The organism is Serratia rhizosphaerae, from assembly GCF_009817885.1.
GTDB classification, from domain to species: Bacteria; Pseudomonadota; Gammaproteobacteria; order Enterobacterales; family Enterobacteriaceae; genus Serratia_B; species Serratia_B rhizosphaerae.
On the sequence record NZ_CP041764.1, the window covers coordinates 3,657,267 to 3,677,463 of the forward strand.

At 58.9% G+C, this 20,197-nt stretch carries 20 protein-coding genes; 14 read left to right on the forward strand and 6 right to left on the reverse strand.

The genetic code is table 11. From position 1 onward, the window contains the following. The first annotated feature begins 185 nt into the window (after positions 1-185). The 11 genes from FO014_RS16985 to FO014_RS17035 all read left to right on the forward strand — a co-directional run bounded on the left by FO014_RS16985 (position 186) and on the right by FO014_RS17035 (position 10,516). On the forward strand, positions 186-644 hold the full coding sequence (locus FO014_RS16985; protein WP_160030376.1) for a DUF2919 domain-containing protein: 459 nt from the start codon (positions 186-188) through the stop codon (positions 642-644). Positions 645-796: 152 nt separating this feature from the next. Then, the gene (locus FO014_RS16990; RefSeq protein WP_160030377.1) at positions 797-1,381 is read left to right on the forward strand and encodes an RpoE-regulated lipoprotein; all 585 of its coding nucleotides are present in this window, start codon (positions 797-799) and stop codon (positions 1,379-1,381) included. A gap of 136 nt (positions 1,382-1,517) precedes the next feature. Next, positions 1,518-2,420, forward strand: coding sequence for a Dyp-type peroxidase (locus tag FO014_RS16995; RefSeq protein WP_105232060.1), 903 nt, complete (start codon positions 1,518-1,520; stop codon positions 2,418-2,420). Positions 2,421-2,625: 205 nt separating this feature from the next. Further along, positions 2,626-3,648, forward strand: coding sequence for a sulfate ABC transporter substrate-binding protein (locus FO014_RS17000; RefSeq protein WP_160030378.1), 1,023 nt, complete (start codon positions 2,626-2,628; stop codon positions 3,646-3,648). Further along, positions 3,648-4,487: a sulfate/thiosulfate ABC transporter permease CysT gene (cysT, locus tag FO014_RS17005; RefSeq protein ID WP_105232058.1), complete on the forward strand. Its 840-nt coding sequence runs from the start codon at positions 3,648-3,650 to the stop codon at positions 4,485-4,487. The genes FO014_RS17000 and cysT overlap by 1 nt, the downstream gene beginning before the upstream one ends. Next, a complete protein-coding gene (cysW, locus tag FO014_RS17010) occupies positions 4,487-5,356 on the forward strand; it encodes a sulfate/thiosulfate ABC transporter permease CysW (RefSeq protein WP_105232057.1) in 870 nt (289 codons plus the stop codon). The genes cysT and cysW overlap by 1 nt, the downstream gene beginning before the upstream one ends. Continuing rightward, positions 5,353-6,441: a sulfate/thiosulfate ABC transporter ATP-binding protein CysA gene (gene cysA / locus FO014_RS17015; RefSeq protein ID WP_160030379.1), complete on the forward strand. Its 1,089-nt coding sequence runs from the start codon at positions 5,353-5,355 to the stop codon at positions 6,439-6,441. Before cysW ends, cysA begins: the two co-directional genes overlap by 4 nt. 77 nt (positions 6,442-6,518) lie before the next feature. Beyond that, positions 6,519-7,400 carry a cysteine synthase CysM gene (cysM, locus tag FO014_RS17020; protein ID WP_160030380.1) on the forward strand — a complete coding sequence of 294 codons (882 nt, stop codon included), beginning with the start codon at positions 6,519-6,521 and terminating at the stop codon, positions 7,398-7,400. 141 nt (positions 7,401-7,541) lie between these two features. Continuing rightward, complete coding sequence (locus tag FO014_RS17025) at positions 7,542-8,231, forward strand: SDR family oxidoreductase (RefSeq protein WP_246168141.1); 690 nt, start codon at positions 7,542-7,544, stop codon at positions 8,229-8,231. A gap of 279 nt (positions 8,232-8,510) precedes the next feature. After that, complete coding sequence (locus FO014_RS17030; protein WP_105232054.1) at positions 8,511-9,191, forward strand: response regulator transcription factor; 681 nt, start codon at positions 8,511-8,513, stop codon at positions 9,189-9,191. Between the two features lie 5 nt (positions 9,192-9,196). Beyond that, positions 9,197-10,516: an ATP-binding protein gene (locus FO014_RS17035; RefSeq protein ID WP_160031430.1), complete on the forward strand. Its 1,320-nt coding sequence runs from the start codon at positions 9,197-9,199 to the stop codon at positions 10,514-10,516. A gap of 41 nt (positions 10,517-10,557) precedes the next feature. Here FO014_RS17035 and crr read toward each other — a convergent pair whose 3' ends face one another. The 5 genes from crr to cysZ all read right to left on the reverse strand — a co-directional run bounded on the left by crr (position 10,558) and on the right by cysZ (position 15,573). After that, positions 10,558-11,067 (reverse strand): PTS glucose transporter subunit IIA, encoded by a 510-nt coding sequence (gene crr, locus FO014_RS17040; RefSeq protein WP_004936467.1) that lies wholly within the window; start codon positions 11,065-11,067, stop codon positions 10,558-10,560. A gap of 49 nt (positions 11,068-11,116) precedes the next feature. After that, a complete protein-coding gene (gene ptsI, locus FO014_RS17045; RefSeq protein WP_160030382.1) occupies positions 11,117-12,844 on the reverse strand; it encodes a phosphoenolpyruvate-protein phosphotransferase PtsI in 1,728 nt (575 codons plus the stop codon). A gap of 46 nt (positions 12,845-12,890) precedes the next feature. Next, complete coding sequence (gene ptsH / locus FO014_RS17050; protein WP_000487600.1) at positions 12,891-13,148, reverse strand: phosphocarrier protein Hpr; 258 nt, start codon at positions 13,146-13,148, stop codon at positions 12,891-12,893. Positions 13,149-13,550: 402 nt separating this feature from the next. Further along, the gene (gene cysK, locus FO014_RS17055; RefSeq protein WP_160030383.1) at positions 13,551-14,519 is read right to left on the reverse strand and encodes a cysteine synthase A; all 969 of its coding nucleotides are present in this window, start codon (positions 14,517-14,519) and stop codon (positions 13,551-13,553) included. A gap of 292 nt (positions 14,520-14,811) precedes the next feature. Next, positions 14,812-15,573 (reverse strand): sulfate transporter CysZ, encoded by a 762-nt coding sequence (gene cysZ, locus FO014_RS17060; protein WP_160030384.1) that lies wholly within the window; start codon positions 15,571-15,573, stop codon positions 14,812-14,814. A 223-nt stretch (positions 15,574-15,796) separates the two neighbouring features. On the opposite strand from cysZ, the gene zipA reads away from it, so the two are divergent. The 3 genes from zipA to FO014_RS17075 all read left to right on the forward strand — a co-directional run bounded on the left by zipA (position 15,797) and on the right by FO014_RS17075 (position 19,121). Beyond that, positions 15,797-16,807, forward strand: coding sequence for a cell division protein ZipA (zipA, locus tag FO014_RS17065; RefSeq protein WP_160030385.1), 1,011 nt, complete (start codon positions 15,797-15,799; stop codon positions 16,805-16,807). Between the two features lie 77 nt (positions 16,808-16,884). Next, positions 16,885-18,906 (forward strand): NAD-dependent DNA ligase LigA, encoded by a 2,022-nt coding sequence (ligA, locus tag FO014_RS17070; protein WP_160030386.1) that lies wholly within the window; start codon positions 16,885-16,887, stop codon positions 18,904-18,906. Beyond that, a complete protein-coding gene (locus FO014_RS17075) occupies positions 18,906-19,121 on the forward strand; it encodes a DUF3820 family protein (protein ID WP_015673278.1) in 216 nt (71 codons plus the stop codon). The genes ligA and FO014_RS17075 overlap by 1 nt, the downstream gene beginning before the upstream one ends. 33 nt (positions 19,122-19,154) lie before the next feature. Here FO014_RS17075 and FO014_RS17080 read toward each other — a convergent pair whose 3' ends face one another. Then, positions 19,155-20,141, reverse strand: coding sequence for a bile acid:sodium symporter family protein (locus FO014_RS17080; protein WP_160030387.1), 987 nt, complete (start codon positions 20,139-20,141; stop codon positions 19,155-19,157). Positions 20,142-20,197: the final 56 nt, after the last annotated feature.

A 20,197-nucleotide genomic window follows, 5' to 3' on the forward strand; every position in this document is an offset into this window, starting at 1 on the left:
CTTTTCGTTTTGCAGTGAATCTTGCGCGCCGGGATGCGGCGTCGCTCAGTTGATAGCGATAAGTAAAGCACATCAATCTTAAGAGGTTCTTAAGCCAGCGCAGGAATTTATGCCGGGCAGGATTGAAATTGCCGGTGCGGGCTCCCATCTGTGTCTGCACGATAACGGATAATAAGGAAACGGCCGTGAAGCCTTCACCCGTCTTTTCTCCGGATGATTACGACAGCCACGGCGTATTGCGCCTGCCGCTGTGGTTTTGGGGCGTATTAATTTTACAGGCGCGCACCTGGCTGCTGTTTGTGATGGCCGGCGCCTCGCGCCAGCAGGGGGAAAGCATGCTGGCGCTGTTTTACCCTGATACCCAGCGTTTTTGGTACGGTATCGCGCTAGGCCTGCCGGCGGCGCTGGCGTTTTTGCTCAGCGGACGCCGGGCGCAATGGCCGCGTCTGTGGCGCGCCTGGCGTTGGGTGCTGCTGTTTTCGCTGCTGGCGGCGCTGGGCGGTTCGCTGGCGGGCGTATGGCGGCAGGAAGACGGCGCGCCGCTGCTTGACGGAGTGCTGGCACTGCTGGATGCGCTGGCGCTGGGCTATCTGCTGGTTAATCGTCGCGTCCGCGCCTGTTTCTCGGATTCCGCGCAGCTGTAGCGCATCAGTTTGCGGCACTTTTCGCATTTTCTGCACTCCAAGCAGGCAACCGATGGTGAAGCGCCGGCCATTGTGAGAGGCTGGCGCTCAGATCACGCGATGAACCCCGGAGGCGCTGTGCGCCTTCGCGACCGATGTTAAGGAGCTACGAAATGAATATTCGCCCGCTGTTGTTAGGGCTGCCGCTGTTGCTGACCGGCTGTTCGACGATGTCCAATTTATCCTGGTCGAGCCTGTCGCCGTTCAACTGGTTCGGCAGCAGTCTGGAAGTCAGCGGCAAGGGCGTCGGCGGCATTAACGGCGGCACGCCAATGCTGGAGCACGCGATCGATGAGGGCCTGGACGGCAATTATCGCCTGCGCAGCGGCATGGGCACCAATAACGGCCAGATCGTCGCCTTTTATCAGGCGATGGACGGCGACGACATCAAGCTGGTGATCAGCGGCGAGCCGAAAGGCAGCGTGCAGCGGGTCGACGTGATGGATCAGGACGTGGTGACCGCGTGGGGCAGCAAGCTCGGCACGCCGTTCAGCGAGCTGTACAGCAAGGCCTTCGGCGCCTGTAAGCCGGGCGAGGGCGAAGACGTCGGCAAGGTGGAGTGCGTCGCCGGCCAGAGCCGCTACGTCACCTATCTGTTCAGCGGCCAGTGGGCCGGGCCGAAAGATATTATGCCGCCGGATGATACGCTGCAGAGCTGGACGGTCAGCAAAATTGTCTGGCATGCCAAACCGCAGTAAATATTCTGCGGCGGCGTGAGCGATTTTCTTTGCGTTCAGGCAAGGTAATCTTGCCGGCTTGCGGTATGATTATGGCTGGTTTTAACCGCCGCGGGCAGCGCCTGTGCGGTGAGCGAATAAGGAACGAGGTAACTACATGACACAGGTTCAGAGCGGTATTCTGCTGGAGCACTGCCGTTTCGCCATTTTTATGGAAGCCATGGTTCAGGGGGAGTTTGCCGATCTGCGTCAGGGCTGCAAGCAGTTTTGCCAGACGTTGAGCGAACTGCAGCAACAATTCCCTGACGCCAAACTGGGGGCGGTGGTCGCCTTTGGTTACGACGTCTGGCACGATCTTTCCAACGGTCAGGGCGCGTCAGAACTCAAGCCTTTCACGCCGCTTGGCAAAGGTCTGGCGCCGGCAACGCAGCGCGATCTGCTGATTCATATCCAGTCTTTACGTCATGATGTTAACTTTTCCCTGGCTCAGGCGGCGCTGGCGGCCTTCGGCAACACCATCAAGGTGGAAGAAGAGACCCACGGTTTCCGTTGGGTGGAGGAGCGTGACCTGAGCGGCTTTATCGACGGCACCGAAAACCCGCAGGGCGAGCAGCGCGCGGAGGTGGCGGTGATTGGTGAAGACGACGCGCAGGACGCCGGCGGCAGCTACGTGTTCGTACAGCGTTATGAACACAATCTGCGCCAGTGGTCACGTTTTAGCACCGAGCAGCAGGAACAGATTATCGGCCGCACCAAGCAAGACAGCGAAGAGCTGCCGCCGGAGGCGCGGCCGAACACTTCACACGTGAGCCGCGTCGATCTGAAAGAGGACGGCAAGGGGCTGAAAATTCTGCGCCAGAGCCTGCCTTACGGCACCGCCAGCGGTAAACACGGCCTGTTCTTTATCGCCTACTGCGCGCGTTTGCATAATATTGAACAGCAGCTGCTGAGCATGTTCGGCGAAACAGACGGCAAACATGACGCCATGCTGCGCTTCACCCGGGCGGTGAGCGGCAGCTACTATTTTGCGCCGTCGCTGACGCGTTTGCTGGCGCTGTAATGCGCCGCTGCGGGGCCGCAGCGCCGGCCCCCGCTACCTCTCTTCAGCCCCGCCCACCATACCGCTCCGCGCCTGCCTTATAGCATTTGATGCTTGTAAATCACCAAACGGTATATAAAAGCGTTACGGATCTGCACCGAGTTATAAATACACTGATCACACGGGGGATAATACCCGACAGATTGATCGAGTAATAAGGTGCAAAATGAAACAGACGCGGGTTAAACATATGATGCTGAAAGGGTGGCTGGCAGCGGCGTTGCTGGCCAGCGGCACCGCTTCGGCCGCTGAATTATTAAACAGTTCCTATGACGTTTCCCGCGAACTGTTTACCGCGCTGAATCCGGGCTTTATCCAGCAGTGGAACCAGCAGCATCCGGATGACAAGCTGACCATCAAACAATCGCATGCCGGCTCTTCCAAGCAGGCGCTGGCGATTCTGCAGGGGCTGCGCGCTGACGTGGTGACTTACAACCAGGTCACCGACGTGCAGATTCTGCACGATCGCGGCAAGCTGATCGCCGCCGACTGGCAGACGCGCCTGCCGAACAACAGCTCGCCATTTTATTCCACCATGGCGTTCCTGGTGCGCAAGGACAACCCGAAAGGCATTCACGACTGGAGCGATCTGGTGCGCGACGACGTGAAGCTGGTGTTCCCGAACCCTAAAACCTCGGGCAACGGCCGCTACACCTATCTGGCGGCCTGGGGCGCGGCCAGCCAGGCCGACGGCAATGATGCAGCGAAAACGCGCGCCTTTATGACCCGCTTTTTGAAAAACGTGGCGGTGTTCGACACCGGCGGCCGCGGCGCGACCACGACCTTTGTTGAACGCGGCCTCGGCGACGTGCTGATCAGCTTTGAGTCGGAAGTGAACAATATCCGCAAACAGTACGGTGAAGACAAATACCAGGTGATCGTCCCGCCGGTCGATATTCTGGCCGAGTTCCCGGTGGCCTGGGTGGATAAAAACGTTGAGCGTAATGGCAGCGAACAGGCGGCGAAGGCTTACCTGAACTACCTGTACAGCCCGGCGGCACAGCAGATTATCACCGGCTATTACTACCGCGTTAACAATGCGCAGGCGATGGCGGCGGCGAAAGATAAGTTCCCGCAGACCAAACTGTTCCGGGTAGAAGATCAGTTCGGCGGCTGGCCGCAGGTGATGAAAACCCACTTCGCCAGCGGCGGCGAGCTGGATCGGTTATTAGCGGCAGGGCGTAAGTAATGTTGTCGTTAACCCGTTCCAGTAAACGTGTGCTGCCCGGATTCGGCCTGAGCCTGGGCAGCAGCCTGTTTTATACCTGTCTGATTCTGCTGCTGCCGCTGAGTGCGCTGGTAATGCAGTTGTCGCAGATGACGCTGGCGCAGTATTGGGAAGTGATTTCCAACCCGCAGGTGGTGGCGGCCTATAAGGTCACGCTGCTGGCGGCTGGCGTGGCCAGTCTGTTCAACGCGCTGTTCGGCATGCTGATGGCGTGGATCCTGACCCGCTACCGGTTCCCCGGCCGCTCGCTGCTGGACGGCCTGATTGATTTGCCGTTCGCGCTGCCGACCGCCGTTGCCGGCCTGACGCTGGCCGGGCTGTTTTCCACCACCGGTTGGTACGGCCAGTGGTTGGCGCACTTTGATATCAAAGTCACCTTTACCTGGATTGGCATTGCGGTGGCGATGGCGTTTACCAGCCTGCCGTTTGTGGTGCGTACCGTACAGCCGGTGCTGGAAGAGCTGGGGCCGGAGTATGAAGAGGCGGCGGAAACGCTGGGCGCTACCCGCTGGCAGAGCTTTCGCCGCGTGGTGCTGCCGGAGGTGTCGCCGGCGCTGCTGGCCGGCACCGCAATTTCTTTCACCCGCAGCCTGGGCGAGTTCGGCGCCGTGATTTTTATCGCCGGCAACATCGCCTGGAAGACCGAAGTGACCTCGCTGATGATTTTTGTGCGCCTGCAAGAGTTTGATTACCCGGCGGCCAGCGCCATTGCCTCCGTGATTCTGGCGGCGTCGCTGCTGCTGTTATTTAGCATCAACCTGCTGCAAAGCCGCTTCGGCAAGCGTATTGGGGGGCACTAATGGCTGATATCTCTGCCTTCAACGGCGCTCAGCGGCAGCGCATCAACTGGGGTAAATGGGCGCTGATCGCCATTGGCGTGCTGTTTTCACTGCTGTTGCTGGTGATCCCGATGATTTCCATTTTCGCCGAGGCCTTTTCCAAGGGCAGCGGCGAAATGTGGCGCAACCTGATGGATGCGGACATGCTGCACGCCATCTGGCTGACGGTGCTGATCGCGTTGATCACCGTGCCGGTTAACCTGATTTTCGGCACTCTGCTGGCCTGGCTGGTAACGCGCTTTACCTTCCCGGGCCGCCAGTTGCTGCTGACGCTGATCGACATTCCATTTGCCGTGTCGCCGGTAGTGGCTGGCCTGATTTACCTGCTGTTTTACGGCAGCAACGGCCTGCTGGGCGGTTGGCTGGATGCGCATAACATCCAGCTGATGTTCTCCTGGCCGGGCATGGTATTGGTGACGGTATTTGTCACCTGTCCGTTTGTGGTGCGTGAGCTGGTGCCGATGATGCTCAGCCAGGGCAGCCAGGAAGATGAAGCCGCCATTTTGCTGGGCGCTTCCGGCTGGCAGATGTTCCGCCGGGTGACGCTGCCCAATATTCGCTGGGCGCTGCTGTACGGCGTGGTGCTGACCAACGCCCGCGCCATCGGCGAATTCGGCGCCGTATCGGTGGTTTCCGGCTCAATTCGCGGGGAAACCTACAGCCTGCCGCTACAGGTTGAGCTGCTGCAACAGGATTACAACACCGTCGGCTCGTTTACCGCCGCCGCGTTGCTGACCATTATGGCGATAGTGACCCTATTTTTGAAAAGCGCTCTGCAATGGCGTCTGGAACGACAGAACGTACGCCGCGAGCGGGAGGAAAACCAATGAGCATTGAGATTAACAACATCAGCAAATATTTCGGTCGCACCAAAGTATTGAACGACATCTCGCTCGATATTCCTTCCGGCGAGATGGTGGCGCTGCTCGGACCGTCCGGCTCCGGCAAAACCACCCTGCTGCGTATTATCGCCGGGCTGGAAAGCCAGAGCGGCGGCAAACTGGGATTCCACGGCACCGACGTCAGCCGGATGCACGCGCGCGATCGCCGCGTAGGGTTTGTGTTCCAGCACTATGCGCTGTTCCGCCATATGACGGTGTTCGATAACATCGCCTTTGGCCTGACGGTGCTGCCGCGTCGCGAACGCCCCAACGCGCAGGCGATCAAACAGAAAGTCGAGCGGCTGCTGGAGATGGTGCAGCTGGCGCACCTGGCCAACCGTTATCCTTCGCAGCTGTCTGGCGGGCAGAAGCAGCGTGTGGCGCTGGCGCGCGCGCTGGCGGTAGAGCCGCAGATCCTGCTGCTGGATGAGCCTTTTGGCGCGCTGGACGCGCAGGTGCGTAAAGAGCTGCGCCGTTGGCTGCGCCAATTGCACGAAGAGCTGAAGTTCACCAGCGTGTTCGTCACCCACGATCAGGAAGAGGCGATGGAAGTGGCGGACAGCATTGTGGTGATGAGCCAGGGCAATATTGAACAGGTCGGCTCGCCGGTCGAGATTATGCGCGAGCCGGCCAGCCGTTTCGTGCTGGAGTTTATGGGCGAAGTGAACCGTCTGAACGGCGAAATCCGTGGTTCGCAGCTGTTCGTCGGCGCGCACCAATGGCCGCTGGCGTTCCAGCCGATGCATCAGGGCAGCGTTGATCTGTTCCTGCGTCCGTGGGAAATGGAAGTCAGCAGCGAGAGCAGCGCCCGCTGCCCGCTGCCGGTCCAGGTGCTGGAAGTCAGCCCGCGCGGCCATTTCTGGCAGCTGACGGTGCAGCCGCTTGGCTGGCACCAAGAGCCGATTACGGTGGTGCTGGCGGAAGGTCATGAAACCCCGGTGCGCGGCGGCCGTTACTTTGTTGGTGGCCTGAATGCGCGCCTGTACGCCGGAGAACAATTGCTACAACCGGTTGCGCTCGCCAAAAGCGCCTGATAGTTTTTAACTCCCATCAGAAAAATAGCAGGGTCCGGCAGTGCCGGGCCCTATTACATTATGCACAGGCAACGATTGTGACAACGCTGGAACAACACATCGGCAATACGCCGCTGATCAAATTACAACGTCTGGCCGCAGGTACGGGCAGTGAAGTCTGGGTCAAGCTGGAAGGCAACAACCCGGCCGGCTCGGTCAAGGACCGTGCGGCGCTGGCGATGATCCAGCAGGCTGAGCGGCGCGGCGAAATTGCCCCCGGCGACGTGCTGATTGAAGCCACCAGCGGCAACACCGGTATTGCGCTGGCGATGATTGCCGCGATGAAGGGCTACCGGCTGAAACTGCTGATGCCGGAAAACATGAGCATGGAGCGTCAGACGGCGATGCGCGCCTACGGTGCTGAGCTGATTCTGGTCAGCCGCGAACAGGGGATGGAAGGCGCGCGCGATCTGGCGCTGGAGATGGAGCGTCAGGGGCAGGGCAAAGTGCTGGACCAGTTTAATAACCCGGATAACCCTTACGCGCACTTCACCACCACCGGGCCGGAGATTTGGCGCCAGAGCGAAGGGCGCGTGACGCACTTTGTCTCCAGTATGGGCACCACCGGCACCATTACCGGCGTCGGCGAGTACCTGAAGAAGCAGAACGCGGCGGTGCAGATCGTCGGCCTGCAGCCGGCGGAAGGCAGCAGTATTCCCGGCATCCGCCGCTGGTCGCCGGACTACCTGCCGGGTATTTTCCGTCCGGAGCTGGTGGACCTGGTGCTGGATATCAGCCAGGACGCCGCCGAAACCACCATGCGCCAGCTGGCGCAGCGTGAGGGCATCTTCTGCGGCGTCAGCTCCGGCGGCGCGGTAGCGGGGGCGTTACAGATAGCCGCCGCTCATCCCGGCAGCGTGATCGTGGCGATTATCTGCGATCGCGGCGATCGCTATCTGTCCACCGGGGTGTTTAATTAAGCGGGCCTCCGGTTAAACGGCTCAACGTCCGTATTCTGCGTATTATCGTCGATCTTATGTTATTACCCTGAACTATCACCGAGGATGAATACTGTGAGATTTAGCGGCAAAAGTATTGTTATTACCGGCGGCACCAGCGGTATGGGGTTGGCGGGGGCGCTGCGGGTGGTTGCCGAAGGCGGGCGGGTTGCGCTGACCGGGTTGAATCCGGCACGGCTTGCTGCCGCGGCCGAGTTGCTTCCTGCCGGGTCGTTGATTTTGGAAAACGATGCGGCATCAGAAGCGGACGCTGAGGCGTTAGGCGCTGCGCTGGAGTCATGGGGGCACATTGACGGGCTTTGGCTCAATGCGGGCTATGCGGAGGTGGGGACGCTGGAGTCGGTAAATGCCGCGTCGTTTAACCAGATGATGAACGCCAATGTGAGAGGGCCGATGCTGCAGTTGGCTCGCTTGTCGCCGATGCTTAACGCCGATGCATCCATTGTTGTGACCTCTTCATCCTCAACCTATGAGGGTGCGGCAACGACCAGCCTGTATGCGGCCACGAAAGGCGCGATTGTCTCGATGGCGCGCAGCTGGGCGGCCGAGATGGCGGAGCGGGGAATAAGGGTTAACGTATTAATCCCCGGCCCGATAGAGACGAACTTCCGCCATTTTATGCCGGAGGCGTCCCGCCGGCAGTTTGAGGACTTCGTGGTGGGGCAGGTGCCGTTAAAGCGGGCTGGCACTGCCGACGAGGCTGCCGCCGTCGCACTCTTTCTGCTTTCTGACGATGCCTCCTATGTAACCGGCAGCCAGTATGCGGTTGATGGCGGCCTGGTTCGTTATTGATGGTAGGCGCATCAAGCATCAAATACATTCAATCTACGTCAATATCCTGATCGCGTCGGCGGCGTTGGTCGCTCTGTCCGCACACAGCTTCATGGCGCGCTGCTTTCGCTGCCGCCGGCAGATAACCGCCGTCGGCAATGCATCCTCATTACCAGTACACGCGTTTTCCTGCCCTCCGGCTATGCTTTAGTCGGGGCGCTGAACTGTAAGGATTGCGTAAAATCGGCTGCGCAGTAAGCGATTTGGCGGGAAGATAGCGCAAATAGTGAAGGAGTAACCATGAAAATCTTACTGGTCGATGATGACCTCGAATTGGGCACCATGCTGAGCGAATATCTGACGGCGGAAGGCTTCAACGCCAGCCTGGTGCTGACCGGCAAAGCCGGCGTTGAAGGGGCGCTGTCCGGCGATTATACCGCCATGATCCTGGATATTATGCTGCCGGATATGAGCGGCATCGATGTGCTGCGTGAAGTGCGCAAGAAGAGCCGCCTGCCGGTGATTATGCTGACGGCGAAAGGCGACAATATCGACCGGGTAATCGGGCTGGAGATGGGCGCCGATGACTATATGCCGAAGCCGTGCTATCCGCGTGAGCTGGTGGCGCGGCTGCGCGCCGTGCTGCGCCGTTTTGAGGAGCAGCCGGAGGTGCAGGACGGCGACGCTGAAATTGTGCAGGGGGACTTAATCCTGAACCCTTCGACCCGCAGCAGCGAATGGCGTGGGCAGAGCTTTGATTTGACCGCCTCGGAGTTTAACCTGCTGGAGCTGCTGCTGCGTTCGCCGGAGCGCGTGGTGTCCAAGGATGAGCTGTCGGAGAAAGGCCTGGGACGACCTCGAGAGGCCTACGATCGCAGCGTTGATGTGCATATCAGCAATATCCGCCAGAAGCTGGCCGCGCTGCCGGGCTGCACGCTCGGCATTGAAACGGTGCGCAGCATCGGCTATCGCGTCCGGTAAGCATGATGCGCGGCAGACTGTTCTGGAAAATCCTGCTGGGTTATTGGCTGATTTTTATCATCATGATGCAGGTACTGTGGATCTCTTTTGCCGTTTACGGCAACCGGGAGCCGCCGGAGAATGCGCTGGCCCGCCGTTTGGTCAATATGCAGATTACTTCAGCGGTGTCGATGCTGCAAAGCGGCGGCATGCCGGCGCTGAACGCGATGATTGCCGACTGGCCGGTGGAAGATCGGCGTTTTCTGCATGTGACGCCGGCGTCGCAGCCGCCGGTTGGGCAAACATCGCCGCTGGTTGAATCGGGGCGGATGCCGAAAAAAATCGTGGAGTGGGTGCGCGGCGCCGACCGGCAGGGCTATCTGCTGAGTTATGACGTGGAAAGCTTACGCGCCCAATACCGGATGAACCGGCGCTGGCATCTGTTCCATATCCCGGAGCCGATGCTATGGATCGGCGGGGTTGGCGGTTTGCTGTTTAGCGCACTGCTGGCCTGGAACCTGACACGACCGATGCGCCAGCTGCGCGGCGGGTTTGACCGTCTGGCGCAGGGCGATTTGGCGATCCGTCTGTTCCCCTCGATGCGGCGGCGTCACGATGAACTGTCGGAGGTGGCGCGCGATTTTGACTTGATGGCGGAACGGCTGGAAGTGCTGGTCAGCGCGCGTGAAGAACTGCTGCACGATGTGTCGCATGAGCTACGCTCGCCGCTGGCCAGGCTGCAGCTGGCCATCGGTCTGGCGCGGCAGAACCCGGATAACGTAGAGAATTCGCTGCAGCGCATCGAGCATGAAACCGGGCGGTTGGATAAGATGATCGGTGAACTGCTGGCGCTGTCGCGCGCCGAGAACGGCAACCAGACAGGCGAAGAGTATTTCGATCTGTACGGTCTGGTGGCGGCGGTGGTGAATGATGCGCGCTATGAAGCGCAGGTGCCGGGCGTGGAGATTGTGCTGCAGGCCGATGCCGAACAGGAGTACACGGTGAAGGGCAACGCCGAGCTGATGCGTCGGGCGCTCGACAACGTGGTGCGCAATGCGCTGCGTTTTTCCGGCAGCGGACAGCGGGTTACGGTGGCGTTAAAGCGTGCGGAGCAGCAGTTCCATATCGTGGTGAGCGATCAGGGGCCGGGCGTGGAGGAATCCAAACTGTCCAGCATTTTTGACCCCTTTGTGCGGGTAAACTCGCCTAAATCGGGCAAGGGCTACGGTTTGGGTCTGGCGATTACCCGCAAGGTGCTGCTGGCGCACGGCGGTCAGGCCGAGGCGCGTAACGGCGAGCGGGGCGGGCTGGTGATCACCCTGAAGGTGCCCGGCTGGCAGGCATAAAAAAACGGCGCCGATGGGCGCCGTTTTTATCTCATTCGCAATTACTTCTTGATGCGGATGATCGGGGTCTCGCCCACGGTGACGCTGCCGGACAGTTTGATCAGCTCTTTGATCTCGTCCATGTTGGAGATAACCACCGGCGTCAGGGTAGACTTGGCTTTCTCTTCCAGCAGAGGCAGGTTGAACTCGATAACCACATCGCCTTTCTTGACGCGCTGGCCTTCTTCGGCAATGCGTTTGAAACCTTCGCCTTTCAGTTCTACGGTATCGATGCCGAAGTGCACGAACAGCTCAATGCCGCTGTCGGATTCGATAGAGAAAGCGTGGTTGGTTTCGAAAATTTTACCGATAGTGCCGTCAACCGGAGCAACCATTTTGTTGCCGGCAGGTTTGATGGCAATACCGTCGCCGACGATCTTTTCAGCGAATACTACATCAGGCACATCTTCGATGTTGACGATTTCGCCAGAAAGCGGAGCGACGATCTCGATAGTGCCCGTGTCTTTCTTGTCATCTGAAACCAGAGATTTCAACTTATCGAACAAACCCATGATCTTCTCCTAAGCATTTAATTGGGCGGCGTTCCAGTGTCGTGGAAGTTTAGCAGAGTGTCTTCTCTTCGATGAACTTATTCACGCAGTTCATCAGATCTTGCGCCGTTGGCTGTGCCAACGCCTGCGCTGCCAACGCCTTCACATCTTCGAAATTGGTATTACGAATAATTTTCTTGATGCGCGGGATTGAAATCGCACTCATGCTGAACTCATCCAGCCCCATGCCCAATAACAACAGTGTAGCACGTTCATCACCAGCCAGTTCACCGCACATGCCGGTCCACTTGCCTTCTGCGTGAGATGCGTCAATAACCTGTTTGATCAGGCCAAGCACTGATGGGGACATCGGGTTATAGAGATGAGAAATCAGCTCGTTGCCGCGATCTACCGCCAGAGTATACTGGGTTAGATCGTTTGTCCCAATACTAAAGAAGTCGACTTCTTTCGCCAGGTGGTGAGCAATCACCGCCGCGGCCGGGGTTTCGACCATCACGCCGACCTCGATGGTTTCGTCGAACGCCTTGCCTTCTTCACGCAGCTGCGCCTTCAGCGTCTCCAGTTCGCCCTTCAGATCGCGTACTTCTTCCACGGAGATAATCATCGGGAACATAATGCGCAGTTTACCGAAGGCGGAGGCGCGCAGAATGGCGCGCAGCTGTGCGTGCAGAATTTCCCGACGGTCCATGGCGATACGAATCGCGCGCCAGCCGAGGAACGGGTTCTCTTCTTTCGGCAGGTTCATGTACGGCAGGTCTTTATCGCCGCCGATGTCCATGGTGCGGACGATGACCGCCTGTGCGCCCATGGCTTCCGCAACGGCTTTATACGCCTGGAACTGCTCTTCTTCGGTCGGCAGCGCGTCGCGGTCCATGAACAGGAATTCGGTACGATACAGGCCCACGCCTTCCGCGCCGTTGCGTTCAGCGCCGGCGACGTCGCGCACGGTGCCGATGTTGGCGCAGACCTCAACCTGATGGCCGTCCAGCGTGATCGCCGGCAGGTCCTTCAGTTTGGCCAGATCGTTTTTCTCGGTGATATACAGGTTTTGCGCGGCTTTCAGCTCGTCGATCACGTCCGCGGTCGGGTTAACGTAAATCTTGTTGTTGACCGCGTCCAGAATCAAATAGTCGCCGTTTTTCACCTGCTTGGTCACGTCGGTGGTGCCGACGATGGCCGGCAGCTCCAGTGAGCGCGCCATAATCGAGGTGTGAGAGGTGCGGCCGCCGAGATCGGTAATAAAGCCCAGCACCTTGTCCAGGTTGAGCTGCGCGGTCTCGGAAGGCGTCAGGTCGGCGGCGACCAGAATCACTTCATCCTGGATGGAGCCCAAATCGACGATCGGCATCCCCAGAATGTTTTTCAGCAGACGCTTACCGATGTCACGTACGTCGGCGGCGCGTTCTTTCAGGTATTCGTCGTCCAGCTCTTCCAGCGCCTTCGCCTGGCCTTCGATCACGGTATAGGCGGCGGCGTCGGCGGAAGCCAGTTCATCTTTGATTAGGGCTATGATTTCCTGCTCAAGCTCTTCATCTTCCAGCAACATGATGTGGCCTTCGAAGATGGCTTCTTTCTCTTCACCGAAGGTTTCGCCGGCTTTGGTCTTGATGGCTTCCAGCTGCTCCGATGCTTTGGCGCGGCCTGCCAGGAAACGTGCAACTTCCTGCTCCACAAGGTCTGCGGAGATTTTCTTCCGGTTGATGACAATTTCATCTTCTTTCAGCAGGAGAGCCTTACCAAAAGCGATGCCCGGTGATACTAAAATGCCTGAAATCATAACCCTACCTTACTCTTGACTGGTGTTAACTAAAAAGACGGGCCGATTACTCAAGCTCTGCCATCAGTTTAACCAAGTGCTCAACGGCTTTCTGCTCGTCTTCGCCTTCAGCAGAAATGGTTACTACGGTCCCTTGGGTCAGGCCCAGAGTTTGCAGCTTGAACAGGCTTTTGGCGCTGGCGCTTTTGCCGTTGGAGGTCACGGTGATTTCAGACGTGAAGCCTTTAGCTTCTTTAACGAACTGAGCGGCTGGGCGGGTATGCAGACCATTCGGAGCGGTAATAGTAACTTCTTGCTGGAACATTGATGTTTCCCCAACTTATTGGATGAATATTGTGGAGCTAAAGTTTAGCCTAGCGGGGCGACTTTAGCTTGTCCGTTTAGCGCCTGACTATGGTACAGGGGCGAGGTTTGATGCAACAGAAAACGACGCTTTACCCCGCCCAGATCAAAAAAACCGTACCGGCGGGCCGTCGTTTCAATCCGCTCCCCATTATGCCGTGTTTTACGCCGCGGCGACAAACGCGTAAATCGATTCAGCGCAAATCAGAGGCGGGAGGCGATTAATTTTGTGCATCGAAATAATGGAAGGGTTAAATACTAGAGCTAAGGGGTAAAATCAATCTTTGGCGGGTATAAACTTTGATCCAGCCCACAAAAAAGCACCCCGTGAGGTGCTTTTTTAGCTTTTTGTGCACAGCCTGAATTATTGCTGTAATTCCTGCTCGGTGAACAGATCGGCAAACAGCGCGGTGCTCAGGTAGCGCTCGCCGGAAGAGGGCAGAATCACCACTATAGTCTTGTCGGCGAACGCCGGCTCCTGGCTCAGTTTGACGGCGGCTTCCACCGCGGCGCCGGAGGAGATGCCGGCCAGAATGCCTTCTTCTTCCATCAGACGGCGCGCCATGTTAATGGCTTCGTCATTGGTGATTTGCACCACGCGGTCGACCTGATCCAGATCGAGGTTGCCCGGAATAAAGCCGGCGCCGATGCCCTGAATCTTGTGCGGGCCGGGCTTGAGCTCTTCGCCCGCCAGCGCCTGGGAGATCACCGGCGAGTCGGTCGGCTCAACGGCCACGGTGGTAACGGCCTTGCCCTTGGCGTTCTTCAGATAACGGCTGACGCCGGTCAGGGTGCCGCCGGTGCCGACGCCGGAGATAAATACGTCCACGTCGCCGTCGGTATCTTCCCAGATTTCCGGGCCGGTGGTCTTTTCATGAATTTCCGGGTTCGCCGGGTTGCTGAACTGCTGCAGAATAATATAGCGATCCGGATCGGTGGCGACGATTTCTTCCGCTTTGGCGATGGCGCCCTTCATCCCTTTGGCGCCTTCGGTCAGCACCAGATTGGCGCCCAGCGCTTTCAGCAGCTTGCGACGTTCGATGCTCATGGTTTCCGGCATGGTCAGCGTCAGTTTATAACCACGCGCCGCTGCCACGTAGGCCAGCGCGATGCCGGTGTTGCCGCTGGTCGGTTCAACCAGTTCTTTGCCCGGCGTCAGGATGCCGCGTTTTTCCGCGTCCCAAATCATATTGGCGCCGATGCGGCATTTAACGCTAAAGCTTGGGTTGCGGGATTCGACCTTGGCGAGGATGCGCCCGTTACCGATGCGGTTCAGACGAACCAGCGGCGTATGGCCGATTGTTAATGAGTTGTCTTCATATATCTTGCTCATAGCCCGTCCTTTAACTCTATGAATAATGTAGGGAACCTCGAAAGCATACGCTAACGTTCCCGGCAGGGAAGTAAGGAATTGGTATATTGATATGTTATTAGAGAATATGTGCCAGAAGGGTTATTTTTTCAAATTATATGTAAATTCAAGTAATTATTAGTGTTTGGCGCACTTGTTCGGCGAAGGATTTGTCAGCAGCGCTGCTGCTGTGCGGTTATAAGGCGCGATTGCGACGGCGGGAAACGATGACCAACAGCTCTGCAAGCAGGGCCGTTGGTCAGGGGAGGGGGGATTAATGTGCGACGAACCGATGGCGGTAGCGGTCAACCCACATCGCCGTGGCGCCGCATACCGCCACCGGCAGGATCACCAGGTTAAGGATCGGGATCAGGGTAAACAGGCTGACCAGCGCGCCGAACTGCAGGTTATGCACCTTATTCTGCCGCAGGGCGCGGCGCATATCGGCAAAGCTGACCTTATGGTTGTCGAACGGGTAGTCGCAGTACTGAATCGCCAGCATCCAGGCGCTGAACAGGAACCACAGTACCGGCGCCACCGTCTGGCCGACGACCGGCACAAAATACAGCAGAAACAGCACCAGCGCGCGCGGCAGGTAGTACGCCAACTTACGCCATTCACGCGCCATAATGCGCGGCACGTCTTTGACCAGGCCGACCATGCCGCTGTCCGGCAGCGGTTTGCCGGTCAGTTGGCCTTCCAGCTGTTCAGCCAGCAGGCCGCAGAACGGCGCGGCGATCAGGTTGGTGATGGTGCTGAACAGATAGCCGGCCACCAGCACCACGGAGATGACGGTGATCGGCCACAGCAGGTAGCTGAGCCACTGTAGCCAGTCCGGCACGTGCGCCATCATTTGCGGGATCCAGCCGCCGAGCTTGCTGAAGAGCCACCAGAAGGCGGAACCCATCAGCAGCACGTTGACCAGTAACGGCAGCACCACGTAGCGTTTAATGCCGGGACGTGAAATCAGGCGCCAGCCTTCAGCAAAGTAATGCATGCCGCTGGCGGAGGAGGAAGTTTGCTGCGAATAAGACATATCTTAAGTTATCTCGTTAACAGAACGGGCAAGCTGGCTATCATATAGGGATGATTTTCCGCTGACTAGCGTGTTGTTGGCTGAAAAAAAAGCAAAAAAGGCAGAATTATCATCTTTATTAGCATAAAGTTCAGCACGGACTTGCACTTGTCTGCACAGGCAAATAGAGTTAAAGAGTGAATGTTTGCCGCGGTGGCAATGTATTGGAACAACAGAGATAGCAATGATGCAGGATTTGCGTCTGATATTAATCGTTGTTGGCGCGATCGCCATAATAGCGTTGTTATTACATGGTCTGTGGACCAGCCGTAAGGAACGCTCGTCCCTTTTCCGCGATCGCCCAGCCAAGCGTTCTAAAAAAGAACGTGAACCAACTTCTGACGACGACTTCGATGACGGCGTGGGAGAAGTGCGTGTGCGCTCCGCCCATCCGCACGATGAGCCGTCGTTCGGTGATTTCGATGCCGCTCGCGAAGAACCGGTAGCTGCGTCGAAGTCCGCTCCGGCGGCTGAGCCGGTGCCGCGCGAGGTGCAGCCGGCAGCACATCAGCCCGCGCCGCTGTCTCAGCGTCCGGACTACGATGATGTGCTGCTGGACGACTACGCGCCGGAAGCGAAACCCGTTGAGAAACCGGCCGAAGAACAGCCTGCGCCGCGCCGAGAGCCGCGCGTCGACGACCTGCCGCCGGCAGAGCCAGAGCCTGCGTTTGAACAGGAAGCAGCGCCTGCGCCGCAGCCTGAAAGCAAACCGGCCGAACCCGAGCCTGTAGCGGAGCCCGCACCGGCTCAGCCGGCGCCGGAGCCTGCCAAGCGCAAGGAAACCGTACTGGTGCTGCACGTTGCGGCGCATCAGGGCGGCGTTATCGGCGGCGAAGTCTTGCTGCAGAGCGTGCTGCAGTCCGGCTTCCAGTTCGGCGAAATGGGCATTTTCCATCGCCATATCAGCCCGGCCGGCAGCGGCCCGGTGCTGTTCAGCCTGGCGAACATGGTGAAACCCGGCTCTTTCGACCCGGATTCAATGTCTGATTTCTCCACGCCGGGCGTGTCCATGTTTATGATGGTGCCGTCCTACGGCGATGCCAATCAGAACTTCAAGCTGATGCTGCAGTCGGCGCAGCGCATCGCTGACGACGTTGGCGGCGTGGTGCTGGATGACGAGCGTCGCATGATGACGCCGCAAAAGCTGGAAAGTTATAAAGCGCGCATCCGTGAAGTGTTGGAAAACAACGCCTGACGGTTGCGATGCGCACTGAACATTACGTCTCCTGAAACCCCCACTCGTTGGGGGTTTTTTATCTCTGATGGTGAGCTATGGCCACAACAATCGAAACAATCAATCAACTGCGAACCCAATTACGCCATCATGAATACCAGTACCACGTGCTGGATGCGCCGGAAATTCCCGATGCGGAATATGACCGCCTGATGCGCGAGCTGCGCGAACTGGAAGAGGCGCACCCTGAGCTGGTCACCGCCGATTCGCCGACCCAGCGCGTCGGCGCCGCGCCGCTGTCGGCGTTTGAGCAGGTGCGCCATGAGGTGCCGATGCTGTCGCTGGACAATGTGTTCGACGATGAGAGTTTCCTGGCGTTTTATAAGCGGGTGCAGGACCGGCTGAAAAGCAGCGAGGCGCTGAGTTTCTGCTGCGAGCTGAAGCTGGACGGGCTGGCGGTCAGCCTGCTGTATGAAGACGGCGAGCTGGTGCGCGCCGCCACGCGCGGCGACGGCACCACCGGCGAGAACATCACCGCCAACGTGCGCACCATCCGCGCCATTCCGCTGCGTCTGACCGGCGACAATATTCCGCGCCGGCTGGAAGTGCGTGGCGAAGTGTTTATGCCGCAGGCCGGCTTTGAAAAAATGAATGAAGAGGCGCGCCGTAAGGACGGCAAGGTGTTCGCCAACCCGCGTAACGCCGCCGCCGGCTCGCTGCGTCAGCTGGACCCGCGCATTACTGCCAAACGTCCGCTGACCTTCTTCTGCTACGGCGTCGGCCTGCTGGAAGGCGGCGAACTGCCGCGTAGCCATCGGCAGCGCCTGATGCAGTTTAAAGCCTGGGGGCTGCCGGTCAGCGATCGCGTCAGGCTGTGCAGCGGCAGCGACGAGGTGCTGGCCTTTTACCGCCAGGTTGAACAGGACCGCGGCGGGCTCGGGTTTGATATCGACGGCGTGGTGGTGAAGATTGATGATATCGATCTGCAGGAACAGCTGGGGTTTGTCGCCCGCGCGCCGCGCTGGGCTACCGCCTTTAAATTCCCGGCGCAGGAGCAGATTACCCAGGTGCGCGAGGTCGAGTTTCAGGTCGGCCGCACCGGGGCGATTACGCCGGTGGCGCGTCTGGAGCCGGTGCTGGTGGCCGGCGTCACCGTCAGCAACGCTACGCTGCACAACGCCGATGAAATTGAACGGCTCGGGCTGCGCATCGGCGATACGGTGATCGTTCGTCGCGCCGGCGATGTGATCCCGCAGGTGGTGGGCGTGGTGGAAGAGCGTCGTCCCCTCGATGCGCGCGAGGTGGTGTTCCCGCAGCACTGTCCGGTATGCGGCTCCGACGTTGAGCGGGTGGAAGGCGAAGCGGTCGCGCGCTGCACCGGCGGCTTAATTTGCGCGGCGCAGCGGAAAGAGGCGCTGAAGCACTTTGTCTCCCGCCGTGCGCTGGACGTCGACGGCATGGGCGACAAGATCATCGAACAACTGGTGGAAAAAGAGTACGTTAAGGATCCCGCCGGTCTGTTCCGCCTGTCTGCCGGTCTGCTGACCGGGCTGGATCGCATGGGGCCGAAGTCGGCGCAGAATCTGGTCAATGCGCTGGAGAAATCCAAACAGACCACCTTTGCCCGCTTCCTGTATGCGCTGGGCATCCGCGAGGTCGGCGAAGCCACGGCGGCCAACCTGGCGGCGCATTTCGGCTCGCTGGACGCGCTACGAGCGGCGGACGTCGAAGCGTTAAAACTGGTGCCGGAGGTGGGCGAAGTGGTGGCGAAGCACGTGGTCAACTTCTTTGCCGAAGCGCTGAATCAGCGGGTGATTGACGAACTGGTCAGCCCGCAGATCGGCATTAACTGGCCGGCGCCGGTGGTGGTGGCGGCAGAAGAGATAGACAGCCCGTTTGCCGGTAAAACCGTGGTGCTGACCGGTTCGCTGAGTCAGCTGTCGCGTGATGAAGCCAAAGATCGCCTGACGGCGCTGGGGGCGAAAGTGAGCGGCAGCGTATCGAAGAAAACCGATCTGGTGATCGCCGGCGAGGCCGCTGGTTCCAAGCTGGTTAAAGCACAGGAGCTGGGCATCGAGGTGATCGACGAAGCGGAAATGATCCGCCTGCTGGGTGACTGATGGAAAAGGAAAACCTGATTGAAATCGCCAATACGGTGATGCCTTTCGGCAAATACCAGGGGCGGGTGCTGATTGATTTGCCGGAAGAGTATCTGCTGTGGTTCGCCCGTAAGGGCGAATTTCCCAAAGGCAAACTGGGTATGCTGATGGAGATGACGCTGGCGCTGAAAATTGAAGGATTGGACGCGCTGGTGAAGCCGCTGAAACGCGGCTGACGACGGGGACGCCGCTGCGTCCCCGTTTTTGTATCAGGCGGTTTTCTCCTTCGCCGCCTGCTGCTGCCGCAGCTGTTTTTGCTGATAGCGCCGCGCCAGCATCGCGCAGGTCATCAGCTGCACCTGATGGAACACCATTAACGGCAGCACCATCACTCCGACGCTGGCGGCCGGAAACAGAATATTGGCCATCGGGATGCCGTTCGCCAGGCTCTTTTTCGAGCCGCAAAACACGATAGTGATCTCATCCGCTTTATTGAACCCCAGCCAGCGCGCCATCTGGATATTGATCAACAGCACAACGGCCAGCAGCGCCAGGCTGACGAGCAGAATAAACAGCAGCGCCTTCCATCCCACCTGATGCCAGATGCCGTGGGTCACCGCTTCGCTGAAGGCGGCGTATACCACCAGCAGAATTGACGTCTGGTCGGTTTTGCCAATCCATTTCCGGTGGCGGTCAATCCATTTGCCGATCAGCGGCCGCGCCAGGTGGCCGGCGATAAACGGCACCAGCAGTTGCAGCACGATACTGCCGACCTGCTGCAGGCCGCCGGTTTCGCCATGCACGTTCAACAGCAGGCCGACCAGCAGCGGCGAAACGAAGATGCCCAGCAGGCTGGAGGCCGAGGCGCTGCATACCGCCGCCGCCACATTGCCGCCGGCCAGCGAGGTAAAGGCGATGGCGGACTGCACCGTCGCGGGCAAAATGCACAGGTAGATAAAGCCGTTATACAGTTCCGGACTGACGGCCACCGGCGACCACCACTTAAACAGCACGCCGAGCAGCGGGAAAATGATAAAGGTGCTGAACATCACCCACAGATGCAGCCGCCAGTTATTGCTGCCGGCGAGAATCGCCTCGCGCGACAGTTTGGCGCCGTGCATAAAAAACAGCAGGGCGATGGCGGCGACGGTCAGGGTATTCAGCCAGCCGACCGCCACGCCGCGTGCCGGCAAAAACGAAGCTAACAGCACGGTGGCGAGCAGCGTCAGGGTAAAACGGTCGGGGAGAAATTTCATATGGCTAAACTCGTACGGGAAAATAATAGGAATAGTGTGGCGCGCCGGAATATAAT